11 protein-coding genes are annotated in these 15347 nt (G+C 68.9%); all 11 read left to right on the forward strand.

The annotated features are described in order from the left end of the window. The first annotated feature begins 16 nt into the window (after positions 1-16). Positions 17-994, forward strand: coding sequence for an ATP-binding cassette domain-containing protein (locus ACQRWP_RS04180; RefSeq protein WP_430500883.1), 978 nt, complete (start codon positions 17-19; stop codon positions 992-994). Further along, entirely contained in the window at positions 991-1779 is a 789-nt protein-coding gene (locus ACQRWP_RS04185; RefSeq protein ID WP_430500884.1) for an ABC transporter permease, read from the forward strand. Before ACQRWP_RS04180 ends, ACQRWP_RS04185 begins: the two co-directional genes overlap by 4 nt. Before the next feature lie 768 nt (positions 1780-2547). Further along, the gene (gene araB, locus ACQRWP_RS04190; RefSeq protein WP_430500885.1) at positions 2548-4230 is read left to right on the forward strand and encodes a ribulokinase; all 1683 of its coding nucleotides are present in this window, start codon (positions 2548-2550) and stop codon (positions 4228-4230) included. Then, positions 4227-4919: an L-ribulose-5-phosphate 4-epimerase gene (locus ACQRWP_RS04195; protein ID WP_238682221.1), complete on the forward strand. Its 693-nt coding sequence runs from the start codon at positions 4227-4229 to the stop codon at positions 4917-4919. The genes araB and ACQRWP_RS04195 overlap by 4 nt, the downstream gene beginning before the upstream one ends. Before the next feature lie 129 nt (positions 4920-5048). Beyond that, entirely contained in the window at positions 5049-6053 is a 1005-nt protein-coding gene (locus tag ACQRWP_RS04200) for an ABC transporter substrate-binding protein (RefSeq protein WP_430500886.1), read from the forward strand. 188 nt (positions 6054-6241) lie between these two features. Then, complete coding sequence (locus tag ACQRWP_RS04205; RefSeq protein WP_430500887.1) at positions 6242-7783, forward strand: sugar ABC transporter ATP-binding protein; 1542 nt, start codon at positions 6242-6244, stop codon at positions 7781-7783. Continuing rightward, positions 7780-8850: an ABC transporter permease gene (locus ACQRWP_RS04210; protein WP_430500888.1), complete on the forward strand. Its 1071-nt coding sequence runs from the start codon at positions 7780-7782 to the stop codon at positions 8848-8850. Before ACQRWP_RS04205 ends, ACQRWP_RS04210 begins: the two co-directional genes overlap by 4 nt. Further along, positions 8847-9836, forward strand: a complete 990-nt coding sequence (yjfF, locus tag ACQRWP_RS04215; RefSeq protein WP_430500889.1) for a galactofuranose ABC transporter, permease protein YjfF — start codon at positions 8847-8849, stop codon at positions 9834-9836. The genes ACQRWP_RS04210 and yjfF overlap by 4 nt, the downstream gene beginning before the upstream one ends. A 26-nt stretch (positions 9837-9862) precedes the next feature. Further along, positions 9863-11365, forward strand: a complete 1503-nt coding sequence (gene araA / locus ACQRWP_RS04220) for an L-arabinose isomerase (RefSeq protein WP_430500890.1) — start codon at positions 9863-9865, stop codon at positions 11363-11365. Positions 11366-11703: 338 nt separating this feature from the next. After that, complete coding sequence (locus ACQRWP_RS04225; protein ID WP_430500891.1) at positions 11704-13800, forward strand: family 43 glycosylhydrolase; 2097 nt, start codon at positions 11704-11706, stop codon at positions 13798-13800. 415 nt (positions 13801-14215) lie between these two features. Further along, on the forward strand, positions 14216-15202 hold the full coding sequence (locus ACQRWP_RS04230) for a LacI family DNA-binding transcriptional regulator (protein ID WP_181539476.1): 987 nt from the start codon (positions 14216-14218) through the stop codon (positions 15200-15202). Positions 15203-15347: the final 145 nt, after the last annotated feature.

Genomic DNA, 15347 nt, shown 5'->3' on the forward strand with positions numbered 1-15347 from the left:
CACAAATGAGGAGACCATGACCAGCTCCATGAACCCCGCGATCGTCGCCACCGACCTGCGCAAGTCCTACGGCGACAAGGTCGTGCTGGACGGCATCGACCTGATGATCACCGAGGGCACCATCTTCGCGTTGCTCGGTCCGAACGGCGCCGGCAAGACCACCACCGTGCAGATCCTCTCCACCCTGATCAACGCCGACGGCGGTAACGCCCGCGTCTTCGGCCACGACCTGACCCGGGAACCCGACGCGGTACGCGCGCTGATCGGCGTCACCGGCCAGTTCTCCGCCGTCGACAACCTGCTCACCGGCCGGGAGAACCTGACCCTGATGGCCGACCTGTGCCACCTGGACAAGGTCGCCGGTCGGCGGCGGATCGCCGACCTGCTCGACCAGTTCGACCTGACCGACGCGGCGGCCAAGCCGGTGTCGACGTACTCCGGCGGCATGCGCCGCCGGCTCGACCTAGCGATGACCCTGGTCGGCGAGCCCCGCGTCATCTTCCTCGACGAGCCGACCACCGGCCTCGACCCGCGCAGCCGCCGGGCCATGTGGCACATCATCCGCACACTCGCCGCCGAGGGCGTGACCATCCTGCTCACCACGCAGTACCTGGAGGAGGCCGATCAGCTCGCCGACCGGGTGGCGTTCCTCGACCACGGCCGGTTGATCGCCGAGGGCACGCCGCGCGAGCTCAAGCGGCTCATCCCGGGCGGCCACGTCGTGTTGCAGTTCGCCGACCAGGAGGGGCTCGACGTGGCGGCCCGGACGTTCGAGGCTGCCACCCGGGACGATGCGGCGCTCACCCTCCAGGTGCCGAGTGACGGCGGGGTCGGGTCGCTGCGATCCCTGCTCGACCAACTCGACCGCGCCTCGATCAGCGTGGCGGCGCTCTCTGTGCACACCCCCGACCTCGACGACGTCTTCCTCACCCTCACCGGTCAGCCCGACACCCGGGCCAGCCGACCCGACCACGAAAGGGCTCCCGCGCGATGAGCACCCTCTCCCTCGCCGTCCGCGACTCGAGCACCATGCTGCGGCGCAACCTGCTGCACATGCGGCGGTACCCGTCGATGACGTTCCTGCTCATCGGTATCCCGATCATCATCCTGCTGCTCTTCGTCTACGTCTTCGGCGGCACGCTCGGCGCCGGCCTCGGCCCGTCCGGTGACCGCTCCCAGTACGCCAACTACGTCACCCCCGGCATCCTGCTCATCACCGTGGTCAGCGCCGCGCAGGGCACCGCCATCTCGGTCGCGATGGACATGACCGAGGGGATCATCGCCCGGTTCCGCACGATGTCGATCTTCCGACCGTCGGTCCTGACGGGACACGTGCTGGGCAGCCTCGTCCAGACCATGCTCAGCCTCGTGGCCGTCACCGTCGTGGCGCTGCTGGTCGGGTTCCGGCCCACGGCCAACGCGGTCGAGTGGTTCGCGGCGATCGGCGTCCTCGCCATGATCACCTTTGCGCTGACCTGGCTGTCCGTCGCCCTGGGTCTGGTCAGTGACAGTGTCGAGACGGCCAGCAACCTGCCCATGCCGCTGATCCTCCTGCCGTTCCTCGGCAGCGGGTTCGTCCCCACCGACTCCATGCCGACCGCCGTGCGCTTGTTCGCGGACTACCAGCCCTTCACGCCCGTCATGGAGACCCTTCGCGGCCTGCTGCTGGGCACCGGGATCGGCACCAACGGGATCATCGCGGTCGTCTGGTGCGCCGTGATCAGCGTGGGCTGCTTCCTCTGGGCGAAGGCCCTGTACAACCGCAACCGGACGGCCTGATCCGTCCGGCGCGCTCGGTCTCGCCATCGCAGGCGGAGAGCCGGCGGCTCGGCCCAGGAGGGTCGGGCCGCCGGCTCGTGGCGTCGTGCGACCGGCGGCGCGAGTGCGTGGTCGGGCGGCGGGTCGGCGGCGCGAGCGCGTGAAAGGGCGGCGGATTGCCGGCGCGAGTGCGTGATCGACTCGGCTTTGGTGAAGTCGGCCGATCACGCCGCCGCCTACCCCGCGACTTCAAGGAGCACGAGTGGATCTTGCTTCCGAGGCCGCCGACGCGCCGTTGGGCGCGCGGGCCGACCGGGCGGCGCGGGCACACCGAGACGTTGAATGTTATCGATAACACCGGGCTGCCGTCCGGCTTCGCGCCGGGTGGGCGCCCTCCGGAGCGTTCGGCCATGAGCCCCGCATGGTCGTCGATGGCTGTCGGACGGATCCGAGCACGCGACCGCGACGCCCCCGGGAATGTTATCGCTGCCATCATCGCCGGGGGAGAAGTGGTCGCTATCGGACGGTCGGTCCTGCGGTGTCCGGCGCGCTGGACCTGTCGCGCCGCCTGTGGACGGGTCTCCCGGCGGTGCTCGTACCGGACGCCGGCCCCAATCGTCAGATGGCTGCCGCAGTTGACGCCGGAATCGCGCGGTTTGCACCGGTCCGCTATCTACCCTCCCGAGTCGGTCCGCCTTCCGCGTTCCGTTACGGAGCTGTTGCGGGTAGATGTCTTGACGAGCCTGGATGTGAGCGTTAACACTATCCCCGTTAACGGTGGAGGTGAACATGAACCGTGTGGACGGAGCTGACGACCGCTACGTCGTCGGTGTCGACTACGGCACCCTGTCCGGGCGAGCTCTGGTGGTCCGTGTCGGCGATGGTGCCGAGTTGGGGACCGCGGTGCACGAGTACGGCGATGGCGTGATCAGCACGGCGCTTCCGGGAGGTCGAACGCTGCCCCCGGACTGGGCCCTGCAGAACCCACAGGACTACCGCGACGTGCTGCGGTACGCCGTCCCCGCAGCGGTGTCCGCCGCGGGGGTGGACCCGGCGGCGGTGGTCGGCATCGGCATCGACTTCACCGCCTGCACCGTGCTGCCGACGCTCGCCGACGGCACCCCGCTGTGCGAGACCCCCGAGCTGCGCGACCGACCGCACGCCTGGGTCAAGCTGTGGAAGCACCACGCCGCGCAGCCGCACGCCGACCGGATCAACGCGCTGGCCCACGAGCGGGCCGAGCCATGGATCGGCCGGTACGGCGGCAAGATCTCCGCCGAGTGGCAGTACGCCAAGGGCCTTCAGATCCTGGAGGAGGACCCGGAGGTCTACGACCGGGCCGAGCGCTTCATCGAGGCGGCCGACTGGATCGTCTGGCAGCTCTGCGGCACCGAGACCCGCAACGTCTGCACGGCCGGATACAAGGGCATCCTTCAGGACGGTCACTACCCCTCCGAGGGCTTCCTGACCGCGCTCAACCCCAACTTCGGCGACTTCGTGGCCAAGCTGGACGGCCCGTTGCTGCCCCTCGGGGCCCGGGCCGGCGCGCTCACCGCCCAGGCCGCCGCCTGGACCGGCCTCCCGGAGGGGATCGCGGTGGCCGTCGGCAACGTCGACGCGCACGTCACCGCGGCGTCCGCGCAGGCGGTGCAGCCCGGTCGGCTGGTCGCCATCATGGGCACCTCGACCTGCCACGTCGTCAACGGCGCGGAGGTCGCCGAGGTGGCCGGCATGTGCGGTGTGGTGGACGGTGGCATCAGCCCCGGCGCGTGGGGTTACGAGGCTGGGCAGAGCGGTGTCGGTGACATCTTCGGCTGGTTCGTCGACCACGCCGCCCCGGCCGGCATCGACTCGCACGAACGCCTCACCGAGCTGGCCGCGAGTCAGCCTGTCGGCGCGCACGGCCTGATCGCGTTGGACTGGTGGAACGGCAACCGTTCCCTGCTGGTCAACCACGACCTCAGCGGGATGATCGTCGGCATGACCCTGGCCACCCGGCCAGCGGACATCTACCGGGCCCTGCTGGAGTCCACCGCGTACGGCACCCGGATGATCATCGAGGCGTTCGTCGACGCCGGAGTCCCGGTGAACGACCTGGTGATCGCCGGTGGTCTCACCAACAACGCGCTGCTGATGCAGATCTACGCCGACGTGACCAGGCGACCGCTGAACATCATCGCCTCGGCGCAGGGGCCGGCGCTGGGCTCGGCGATCCACGCCGCCGTCGCCGCCGGTGAGTTCCCCTCGATCCACGAGGCGTCGCAGGCGATGGGCCGGGTGCACGAGGCCGTCTACCGCCCGGACCCCGAGCGGGCCCGCGCCTACGACGCCCTCTACGCCGAGTACCGGGCGCTGCACGACCACTTCGGTCGTGGCGGCAACGACGTCATGCTCCGCCTGCGGGCGATTCGCAACGCGGCGGTCGAGACCGCCGCTACCACCCACGAGGCCCCGCTGGAGGTGGTGGCGTGAACGCCGAGGTGACCCGACAGATCGGCGAGCTGCGCGAGACCGTCGCCCGCCTGCACGCCGAACTGACCCGGTACAACCTGGTCGCCTGGACGTCCGGCAACGTCTCCGCGCGGGTCCCCGGCCAGGACCTGATGGTGATCAAGCCGAGTGGGGTGAGCTACGACGACCTCACCGCGGCCACGATGGTGGTGTGCGACCTCGACGGTGTTCTCGTCGAGGGCGACTTCGCCCCGTCCAGCGACACCGCCGCCCACGCCTACGTCTACCGGGCCATGCCCGAGGTCGGTGGGGTCGTGCACACGCACAGCTCGTACGCGACCGCCTGGGCCGCCTGTGGGGAGTCGATCCCCTGCCACCTCACCGCACAGGCCGACGAGTTTGGTGGGGAGATCCCCATCGGTCCGTTCGCGCTGATCGGCGGTGACGACATCGGCAAGGGCATCGTCGCCACGCTCGCCGGGCACCGCTCGCCCGCGGTGCTGATGCGCAACCACGGCGTGTTCACCATCGGCCGCGACGCCCGCGCGGCGGTCAAGGCGGCGGTCATGTGCGAGGACGTGGCCCGTACCGCGCACCTTGCCCACACCCTTGGGCAGCCGGTCCCGATGGCCCAGGCAGACATCGATGCTCTTTATGACCGTTACCAGAACGTCTACGGTCAACAACCAGTCGCACCGGCGGGTTCCTGACCCTGCACCGATAATCCGAGACCCGTCGGTCTGCACCACGACGCACCAGCACGCACCACCCGCGTACGCCGCTTTTTCGCACCTCGGCGGTTGGCGCGGTTACCCACCACATCCAGCCAAGGAGATTCGATGGGAAAGATGCGAACGCAGTCCGCTCCGTGGCGCGCTGCCGCGGTCCTCGCCAGCGTGCTGCTGGTCGGCGGCGTGGCGGCCTGCGGCAATAGCGACACCGGCGGCGGCGGCACCAAGGACGACGGCAAGATCACGATGGGCTTCTCGCAGGTCGGTGCGGAGAGCGGGTGGCGTACCGCGAACACCATCTCGATCAAGGAGGCCGCCACGGCGGCCGGGATCGAGCTGAAGTTCGACGACGCGCAGCAGAAGCAGGAAAACCAGATCAAGGCGATCCGCAACTACATCCAGCAGAAGGTCGACGTGATCGCCTTCTCGCCGGTGGTGGAGTCCGGGTGGGACACCGTGCTCAAGGAGGCCAAGGACGCCGGCATCCCGGTCATCCTGACCGACCGCTCGGTGGACTCGGCCGACAAGTCGCTGTACAAGACCTTCCTCGGCTCGGACTTCGTGAAGGAGGGCCGGCTCGCGGGCGAGTGGCTGGTCGAGCAGAAGAAGACCGCCTCGGGCCCGGTGAACATCGTCGAGCTTCAGGGCAGCACCGGCGCGGCGCCGGCGAACGATCGCAAGAAGGGCTTCGGTGAGGCGATCGCCGCCAACCCGAACCTGAAGGTCATCGCCTCTCAGACGGGCGACTTCACCCGGGCCGGCGGTAAGCAGGTCATGGAGCAGTTCCTCAAGGCCAACAAGCAGATCGACGTGTTGTTCGCGCACAACGACGACATGGGCCTCGGCGCGATCGAGGCGATCACCGCTGCCGGCAAGGTCCCCGGCAAGGACATCACCATCATCACGATCGACGCCGTCAAGGACGGCATGCAGGCTCTCGCCGACGGGAAGTTCAACTTCATCGCGGAGTGCAGCCCGCTGCTCGGCCCGCAGCTGATGGACCTGGCCAAGAAGGTCAAGGCCGGCCAGGAGGTGCCTGCTCGGATCGAGACCGAGGAGACCACCTTCACCCAGGCGCAGGCCAAGGAAGCTCTGCCCAACCGTAAGTACTGATCGACGACGGGGTCGCCGCGTTCGCGTGGCGGCCCCGCCGCGTCGCCTCCCTACCCGAAACGGACCGGGCTTGGCCCGCGACGACCCCCGTACCACGCCCGCCCGAGCGACCCCCAGGGACGACCGGGCGGGCGTGGCGGGAGCGTAGCGGCCCTTCCGTGTCGAGAACCCAGAAGAGGTCTGATGGGATGACGGATAGCCGTCCGGTCCTGACGATGACCGGGATCAGCAAATCCTTCCCCGGGGTGCGCGCACTCCACGACGTCAACTTCCGGCTCTTCCCCGGCGAGGTGCACGCCCTGATGGGCGAGAACGGCGCCGGCAAGTCGACCCTCATCAAGGTGCTCACCGGCGTCTACGACACCGACGAGGGCGCGATCACCCTCGATGGCGAGCCCGTGTCGTTCACCGGGCCGATGCAGGCGACCGCCGCCGGTGTGAGCACCGTTTTCCAGGAAGTCAACCTCTGCACCAACCTCTCGGTGGCGGAGAACATCTTCATCGGCCGTGAGCCTCGGGTCTTCGGCGCCGTCCGCTGGGGTGAGGTCCGCCGCCGCGCCCGAGCCCTGCTGGCCCGCCTCGACCTCGACCTCGACGTCAGCGCGCCTCTCGGCTCGTACTCGCTGGCGATCCAGCAGATGGTCGCCATCGCCCGCGCGATCGACATCAAGGCCCGGGTGCTGATCCTGGACGAACCGACGTCCAGCCTCGACGCCAGCGAGGTGGCGCAGCTGTTCCGCATCATGCGGCAACTGCGCGACGAGGGCATCGCGATTCTGTTCGTGACCCACTTCCTCGACCAGGTCTACGAGATCGCCGACCGGATCACCGTGCTGCGCAACGGCGGACTCGTCGGCGAGTACCTCACCACCGAGCTGCCCCAGCTCTCCCTGGTCGAGAAGATGATCGGCAAGGAGCTCGACGTCCTGGAGGGCATCGAGGAGCACTCCCGGCGGGACCTGACCGCGCTGGAGGAGGGCACCCCCCTGGTGGCGGTGTCGAACTTCGGTCGGGCGGGTGCGGTCGAGCCGTTCAGCCTCACCATCCACGCCGGCGAGGTGGTGGGCCTGGCCGGCCTGCTGGGCTCGGGGCGTACCGAGGTCGCGCGGCTGTTGTTCGGGGCCGACCGGACCGACGGCGGCCAGGTGGCGATCGACGGTACGGCGAGCAGCCTGCGCACCCCCGCGCAGGCCATCGACCACGGCGTGGGCTTCTGTTCGGAGAACCGCCGGGCCGAGGGGATCGTCGCGGACCTGTCGGTCCGCGAGAACATGATCCTCGCCATGCAGGCGGCCCGCGGCTGGCTGCGGCCCATTCCGCGTCGCCGCCAGGACGAGCTGGTCGACAAGTACGTCAAGGCCCTCAACATCCGGCCCGCCGACCCGGAGGTGCCGGTACGCAACCTCTCCGGCGGCAACCAGCAGAAGGTGCTGCTGGCCCGGTGGCTGATCACCGAGCCACGACTGCTGATCCTCGACGAGCCGACCCGGGGCATCGACATCGGCGCGAAGACCGAGATCCAGAAGCTCGTGACGCAGCTGTCCGACGGGGGCATGGCGGTGTTGTTCATCTCCGCCGAGCTGGAGGAGGTGCTGCGCCTCAGCCACAAGGTGGCCGTGATGCGGGACCGGCAGATGGTCGCGCAGCTCGCCAACGACGAGAGCCTGGACGCCGACCGCATCATGCAGACCATCGCCAGCGGATCCCACCGGGAGGAGGCAGACCGATGAACGACACCATGAGTCGCTATCGGACGATGATCGGTCACCGGCTGTTCTGGCCCGCCGCCGTGCTGTTCGTCATGCTCGCGGCGAACACGATCTACCGGCCCGGGTTCCTGTCCATCGAGCTCAAGGACGGGCACCTCTACGGCACGCCGATCGACATCCTGCGGCTGAGCGCACCGCTGATCCTCGTCGCGCTGGGCATGACCCTGGTCATCTCCACCGGTGGCATCGACCTGTCGGTGGGCTCGCTCTGCGCGATCAGCGGCGCGATCGCCTGCATGTACATCAGCAAGCAGCCCGACCAGAACAGCCTTGGCGTGGTGGTGACCGCCCTCGCGATGGCGATGGGCGTCTCGCTCGTGCTCGGCGCCTGGAACGGGGTGCTGGTGGCCGTGATCGGCATCCAACCGATCATCGCCACCCTGATCCTGATGGTCGCCGGCCGGGGTCTCGCCCAGCTGATCACCGAGGGCCAGATCATCACCATCAACTCGGAGCCGTACCGGGCGATCGGCCTGGGCCACGCGTTGACTCTGCCGCTGGCCATCTTCATCGCGCTCGCCGCGGCCCTGCTGGTCGCCGCGTTCACCCGTCGCACGGCGCTCGGCATGATCATCGAGTCGGTGGGCGGCAACGCCATGGCCAGCCGGCTCGCCGGCATCCGGTCCGGCCGGGTCATCTTCCTGGCGTACGTGATCAGCGCCGCGTGTGCCGCGGTCGCCGGCTTCATGATGACGGCCAACGTCTCCAGCGCCGACGGCAACGCCGCCGGCCTCTGGGTCGAGCTGGACGCGATCCTCGCGGTCGTCATCGGCGGTACGTCCCTCGCGGGCGGCCGGTTCTTCCTCAGCGGCACGATCATCGGCGCGCTGATCATCCAGACATTGACCACCTCGGTGTACGCCATGGACATCTCACCGCAGACCTCGCTGCTGTTCAAAGCGGTCGTCGTCATCGCCGTCTGCCTCATCCAGGCGCCGGCCTTCCGGGCCCGGTTCAGCCGACGTAGGCGCAACACCCCGCCGCCCGCCACCATCGCCGACAAGCCGAAGGAGCAGGTGCCGGCATGACCACTGGAACGCTTACCGCCGGTCGTACCCGGTTCCGGCTGCCGAGGAAGCAGATACCGGTCCTGGCGACGCTCGCCCTGCTGCTGGTGATGTACGCCATCGGCGTCTCGCAGTACACGGCGTTCTCCAACGTCCAGGTCATCTTCAACGTCTTCATCGACAACAGCTTCCTGCTCGTCGTCGCGGTGGGCATGACCTTCGTGATCCTCACCGGTGGCATCGACCTGTCGGTCGGTTCGGTCGTCGCCATGACGGCGATGGTGTCGGCCGCGCTGCTGCAGGACGGCATGCCGGCGGCGCTGGTGCTGGTCATCGCCCTGCTCATCGGCCCGACGCTCGGCCTGTTGATGGGCTGCGTCATCCACTTCTTCGAGATCCAGCCGTTCATCGTCACGCTCGCCGGGATGTTCTTCGCCCGGGGCATGTGCACCTTCATCTCCGGCGCGTCGGTCCCGATCACCGACGGGTTCTGGACCTCGATGTCGCAGGAGCGGATCGGGGACCCCCGGGGCAACTTCGTGTCGATCAGCGTGCTGATCGCCTTCGTGGTGGTCGCCATCGCGGCGTACACGCTGGCCTACACCCGGCTGGGACGCAACGTGTACGCCATCGGCGGCAACCCGCAGTCGGCACTGCTGATGGGCCTACCGGTGGGGCGGACCCGGATCGCCGTCTACACGATCAGTGGTCTGTGCTCGGCCATCGGCGGGATCCTGCTGTCCTTCTACACCCTCTCCGGCGCGCCGCTGATCGCCGTGGGGATGGAGCTGGACGTCATCGCCGCCGTCGTCATCGGGGGCACGGTGCTCACCGGTGGCGCGGGTTACGTCTTCGGCACGGTGCTCGGCGTGCTGGTCCTCGGCGTGATCCAGACTCTCATCACCTTCGACGGGAGCCTCAACTCCTGGTGGACCAAGATCGTGATTGGCGGTCTGCTCTTCGCGTTCATCCTCCTTCAGCGCCTCATCGGAATCCGTTACAAGTGACCGCCCCTCTCGCGGAAGGCAACTCCATGGCACCACACACCGAACCCGAGATCTGGTTCCTCACCGGCAGCCAAGGCATGTACGGCGAGGAGACGCTCCGCCAGGTGGCCGAGCAGTCTCGCCAGATCGCGGCCGCGCTCGACGACTCACCGCAGATTCCCGCCCGCGTGGTCTGGAAGCCCGTCCTGACCAACAGCGGTGAGATCCTGCAGGTCTGCCGGGACGCCGCCGCTCAGGGTGCCGTCGGGGTCATCGCCTGGATGCACACGTTCTCGCCGGCCAAGATGTGGATCTCCGGTCTGGACGCGTTGCAGACGCCGCTGCTGCACCTGCACACCCAGGCCAACGTTCTGCTGCCGTGGAACGACATCGACATGGACTTCATGAACCTGAACCAGGCCGCCCACGGCGACCGTGAGTTCGGGTACATCCAGACGCGTCTCGGTGTGGCCCGTAAGACGGTGGCCGGGCACGTCAGCGACCCGCGGGTGACCACTCGGATCGGGGCGTGGGCCCGCGCCGCGCTGGGCTGGTCGGCGATGCGGTCGCTGCGCCTGGCCCGCTTCGGTGACAACATGCGCGACGTCGCGGTGACCGAGGGCGACAAGGTCGAGGCTGAGCTGCGGTTCGGGGTCTCGGTCAACACCTACGGCGTGAACGACCTGGTCGAGGTGGTCGGCGAGGTCACCGACGCGCAGGTGGACGACCTGGTCAAGGAGTACGAGGACACCTACCGCATCGCCGGCGAGCTGCTGCCCGGCGGCGAGCAGCACGACTCGCTGCGGTACGCCGCGCGCGTGGAGTTGGGCATGCGTGCCTTCCTGGACGCGGGCGGTTTCCGGGCCTTCACGACGAACTTCGAGGACCTCGGGGGGCTGCGTCAGCTGCCGGGCATCGCCGTGCAGCGGCTGATGGCGGACGGCTACGGCTTCGGCGGTGAGGGCGACTGGAAGACCTCGGTCCTGGTCCGCACCCTCAAGGCGATGTCGGTGGGCGTGAGCGGCGGTACGTCGTTCATGGAGGACTACACCTACGACCTCACCCCGGGCAGCGAGTTGGTGCTCGGCGCCCACATGCTGGAGGTCTGCCCGACGATCGCCTCCGACGTGCCCAACGTGGAGATCCATCCGCTGAGCATCGGTGGCCGGGAGGACCCGGTCCGGCTGGTGTTCGACGCCGCGCCCGGTCCGGCCGTGGTGCTCGGGCTGGCCGACATGGGGGAGCGCTTCCGGCTGGTGGCCAACGAGATCGACGTGGTGGCGCCGCCGCAGCCGCTGCGCCGGTTGCCGGTCGCCCGTGCCGTCTGGCGTCCGCGCCCCGACCTGCCGGTCTCGGCCGAAGCGTGGATCACTGCGGGCGCCCCGCACCACACTGTGCTGTCGCAGGCGGTGGGCGTGGAGGAGCTGCACGACCTCGCGGAGATGAGCCGCACCGAGCTCGTCGTCATCGACGCCGCCACGGAGCCCCGCCGCTTCGCCGACGAGCTGCGCTGGAACCAGGCCTACTACCGGCTGGCCCGCGGCTTCTGATTCGCTCGGCTCGGCCGCACCTCGGACGGGTGGCCCGTCCCTGCCTGACATCCCTCGGGCAGGGGCGGGCCACCCGTTTGCGTGTCCGATAGCACGGTCACGAGCTGATTGGGTTACGTCTTGACTAAGGCCGTGTTATCGCTCACAGTCTATAGCCAAGACGGTCGATGTCTGTGGCTGGCCCGGCCGCGATCATCTCTCTCCCCGTGTTCGGTAGATCAGTGCCGTGGACCACGATGAGTGATGTTAGCGATCACATTGTGCGATCAGGCCAGCTCGGCACACCGCCCAGTGCCGCGGATGACGACCCGGGCCGTTCGGAACGCATAAGGAGGATCATGGTTGCCATCGGTCGGGTTCCCTGGACAACACCAGCGCGGGGGCGTGGTCGGCTGTCGCGACTCGTCGCCGCCGCGGTCGCGGTGGTGGTCGGCGGCGCTCTGGCGGCTGTCGCGCCGACCGCCGCGTCAGCGGCGACGGTCGACACCAACGCCTGGTACGTGTTGGTGAACCGGAACAGTGGTAAGGCGTTGGACCTGTATGCCTCGGCCACCAATGACGGGGCGCGGATCAGCCAGTGGACGCGTAACAACGGCGTCAATCAGCAGTGGCAGTTCGTGGATTCCGGGGGTGGCTATTACCGGGTCAAGTCGCGGCACTCGGGCAAGGTGCTCGACGTGAGTGGTTTCTCCACCGCTGACGGTGGTGCGATCGTGCAGTGGGGCGATCTGAACGGGACGAACCAGCAGTTCCGGTTGGCCGACTCGGATGGTGGTTACGTTCGGTTGATCAACCGCAACAGCAACAAGGCGGTGGAGGTGCAGGGCGCGTCCACGGCCGACGGTGGGAACGTCGTGCAGTACGCCGACTGGGGTGGCACCAACCAGCAGTGGCAGCTCGTCCAGGTGGGCGGCAGCGACCCCGGTACCCCCGGTACGTCGTACTCGAACCCGGTGGTCTGGCAGGACTTCGCCGACGTCGACATCATCCGGGTGGACAACGCCTACTACATGTCGGCGTCCACCATGCACTACTCGCCCGGCGCACCGATCCTGCGCTCGTACGACCTGGTGAACTGGGAGTTCGCCGGTCACTCCGTGCCCCGACTCGACTTCGGCTCGAAGTACGACATGAGCGGCGGTAACGCCTACGTCGACGGGATCTGGGCGTCGACGCTGAACTACCGGCCGAGCAACCGGACGTACTACTGGGCCGGGTGCATCGACTTCGCGCAGACCCACATCTACACCGCGTCCGCCGTCGACGGCACCTGGAGCAAGCACACCACCATCCCCAACTGCTACTACGACGCGGGGATGCTGATCGACGACAACGACACCATGTACGTGGCGTATGGCAACGGCACCATCAGCGTGGCGCAGCTGTCCGCGGACGGGAAGTCCCAGGTTCGTGCCCAGCAGGTGTACACCACGCCGTCGAGCATCGGGACGCTGGAGGGCGCCCGCTTCTACAAGCGCAACGGCGCCTACTACATCTGGCTCACCCGCCCGGCCAACGGCCAGTACGTGCTGAAGTCGACGAACGGCCCGTTCGGCCCGTACGAGCAGCGTCAGGTGCTGCTCAACCTGCCCGGCCCGATCTCCGGTGGCGGTGTGCCGCACCAGGGTGGGCTCGTGCAGACCCAGAACGGCGACTGGTACTACATGTCCTTCGTCGACGCGTACCCCGGTGGTCGGATGCCGGCCATGGCCCCGATCACCTGGACCGGCGACGGCTGGCCCGTGCTGCAGACGGTCAACGGCACGTGGGGCAGCTCGTACCCGAAGCCGAACCTGCCCGCGCCGCCCCGGGCGGTCAAGCCGCTCACCGGCACCGACACGTTCGCCGGCACCACGCTCGGCCCGCAGTGGGAGTGGAACCACAACCCGGACAACAGCAAGTGGTCGGTCAACAACGGGCTGAACCTGCAGACCGCCACCGTCACCGGCGACCTGTACAAGGCGCGCAACACGCTGACCCACCGCATCCAGGGCCCCACCTCGACCGCGACCATCGAGTTGGACTACTCCACCATGCGCGACGGTGATCGCACCGGCCTGGCGGTGCTGCGCAACTCGTCCGCCTGGATCGGAGTCCGACGGGACAACGGGTCCACCCGACTGGTCATGCAGAACGGGCTGACGATGGACGGCAGCTGGAACACCACCAGCACCGGCAGCGAGGTGGCGAGCACCGCCGTCTCCGGTGGCCGGATCTGGTTGCGCGCCAACGCCGACATCAGACCCGGCTCCGGCCGGCAGGCCCGTTTCTCATACAGCACCGACGGGGTCAACTTCACCTCGTTCGGCAACGCCCTGACACTGGCGAACAACTGGCAGTTCTTCATGGGCTACCGATTCGCCATCTTCAACCACGCGACGCAGGCGCTCGGTGGCGCGGTCACCGTGCGGCGGTTCGACCTGACCACCCCGTGACACCAGTCACACGACGATCGCTCTGACCGGTGGCGCTGGCAACGCAGGCCTGGCGGCATGTGAAGTCCGCGCCACCGCGTCAGGTCCTCGCCGGCCTGCTCCACGCTCTGTCCAGGAGCGAGGGCAGGCCGGCGTACCACTTCGGGGCCGTGCCCCGTACCGGTTGGTTGGGGACTGCGGACGGGCACCGCGTTGTACGGCTTCGGCGCGTCGCGCGGTCCCCGCACAGCCGTGCCGTGTTCGGGGCCGTTGCTGGCGTAGACTGTCGGCGATCCAGCGCTGGTCACCTGGGATTCAGCACCGGCGTGGTGACTGAGCGAGGGGGATCGGGCCGGGCCGCTCCAGTCGACGTCGACCGGGCCGCGGGCGCCGGAGATGTAGCGGGGGGAGTGAAATGGCCGTCCACGGTCCCGCGATGACGGACGTTGCTCGTCTCGCCGGTGTCTCCCATCAGACGGTGTCGCGGGTGCTCAACGGGCACCCCAACGTCCGTGAGCAGACCCGGCTCCGGGTACGCGCGGCGATCGCCGAACTCGGCTACCGCCCCAATGGCGCGGCACGCGCCCTGGTGACCGGTCGATCACAGGTCATCGGTGTGGTCGCGCAGAACACGACGCTCTACGGTCCGGCGTCGCTGCTTGCCGCCCTGGAGCAGACCGCCGCCGAAGAGGGTTTCGCGGTCAGCGTCGGCAGCGTGCGAAACCTGGACCACCGTTCCATCTCGGCGGCCGTCGAGCGGCACCTGTCGCACCGGGTCGCCGGCATCGTGGTCATCGCCCCGGTCGAGTCGGCCGGCGAGGCGCTGGAGCGCCTGCCCAAGGACGTCCCGCTGGTCACCGTCGACGGTGACCCGAGTCGGCCGGTGCCGCTGGTGACTGTCGACCAGGTGGCGGGCGCCCGGGCGGCGACGCAACATCTGCTCGACGCCGGGCACCGCACCGTCTGGCACGTCTCCGGGCCGACCGACTGGTTCGACAGTGTGGGTCGGATCGACGGCTGGCGGCAGGCGTTGCTGGCCGCCGGGCTGGATCCGCCGCCGCCGATGCCGGGGGACTGGTCCGCGGCGTCGGGTTACCGGTGCGGGCAGATGTTGGCGCGGATGCCGGAGGTCACCGCCGTCTTCACCGCCAACGACCATCTCGCGCTGGGCGTGCTGCGGGCGCTGCACGAGTTCGGTCGGCGGGTGCCGCACGAGATCAGCGTGGTCGGCTTCGACGACGTGCCGGAGGCGGCGTACTTCATTCCGCCGCTGACCACTGTCCGACCGGACTTCGACGCGGTGGCGCGGGCGAGCCTGCAGATGCTGCTGTCCCAGATCGAGTCGGGCACCGGTGGGGCGCTGCGGCAGACCATCGCCCCGGCTCTGGTCGCACGCGAGAGCGTCGCCCCACCTCGTCGCTGACGGCCGGACCAACCGGAGGTCGCCCCCGCGGCGCGGGGGAGCGGTCCCGCCGCCGCTCCGCTCCCAGTGGTGGACGCGAGGGCGGACTGCGCCAATGTTCGGCTGCTCCGTCCGATAAGACGCAACTCGATGAGTTGCAGAGTGT

The sequence above is a fragment of the Micromonospora trifolii genome (genome assembly GCF_050516465.1).
Taxonomy (GTDB): domain Bacteria; phylum Actinomycetota; class Actinomycetes; order Mycobacteriales; family Micromonosporaceae; genus Micromonospora; species Micromonospora trifolii.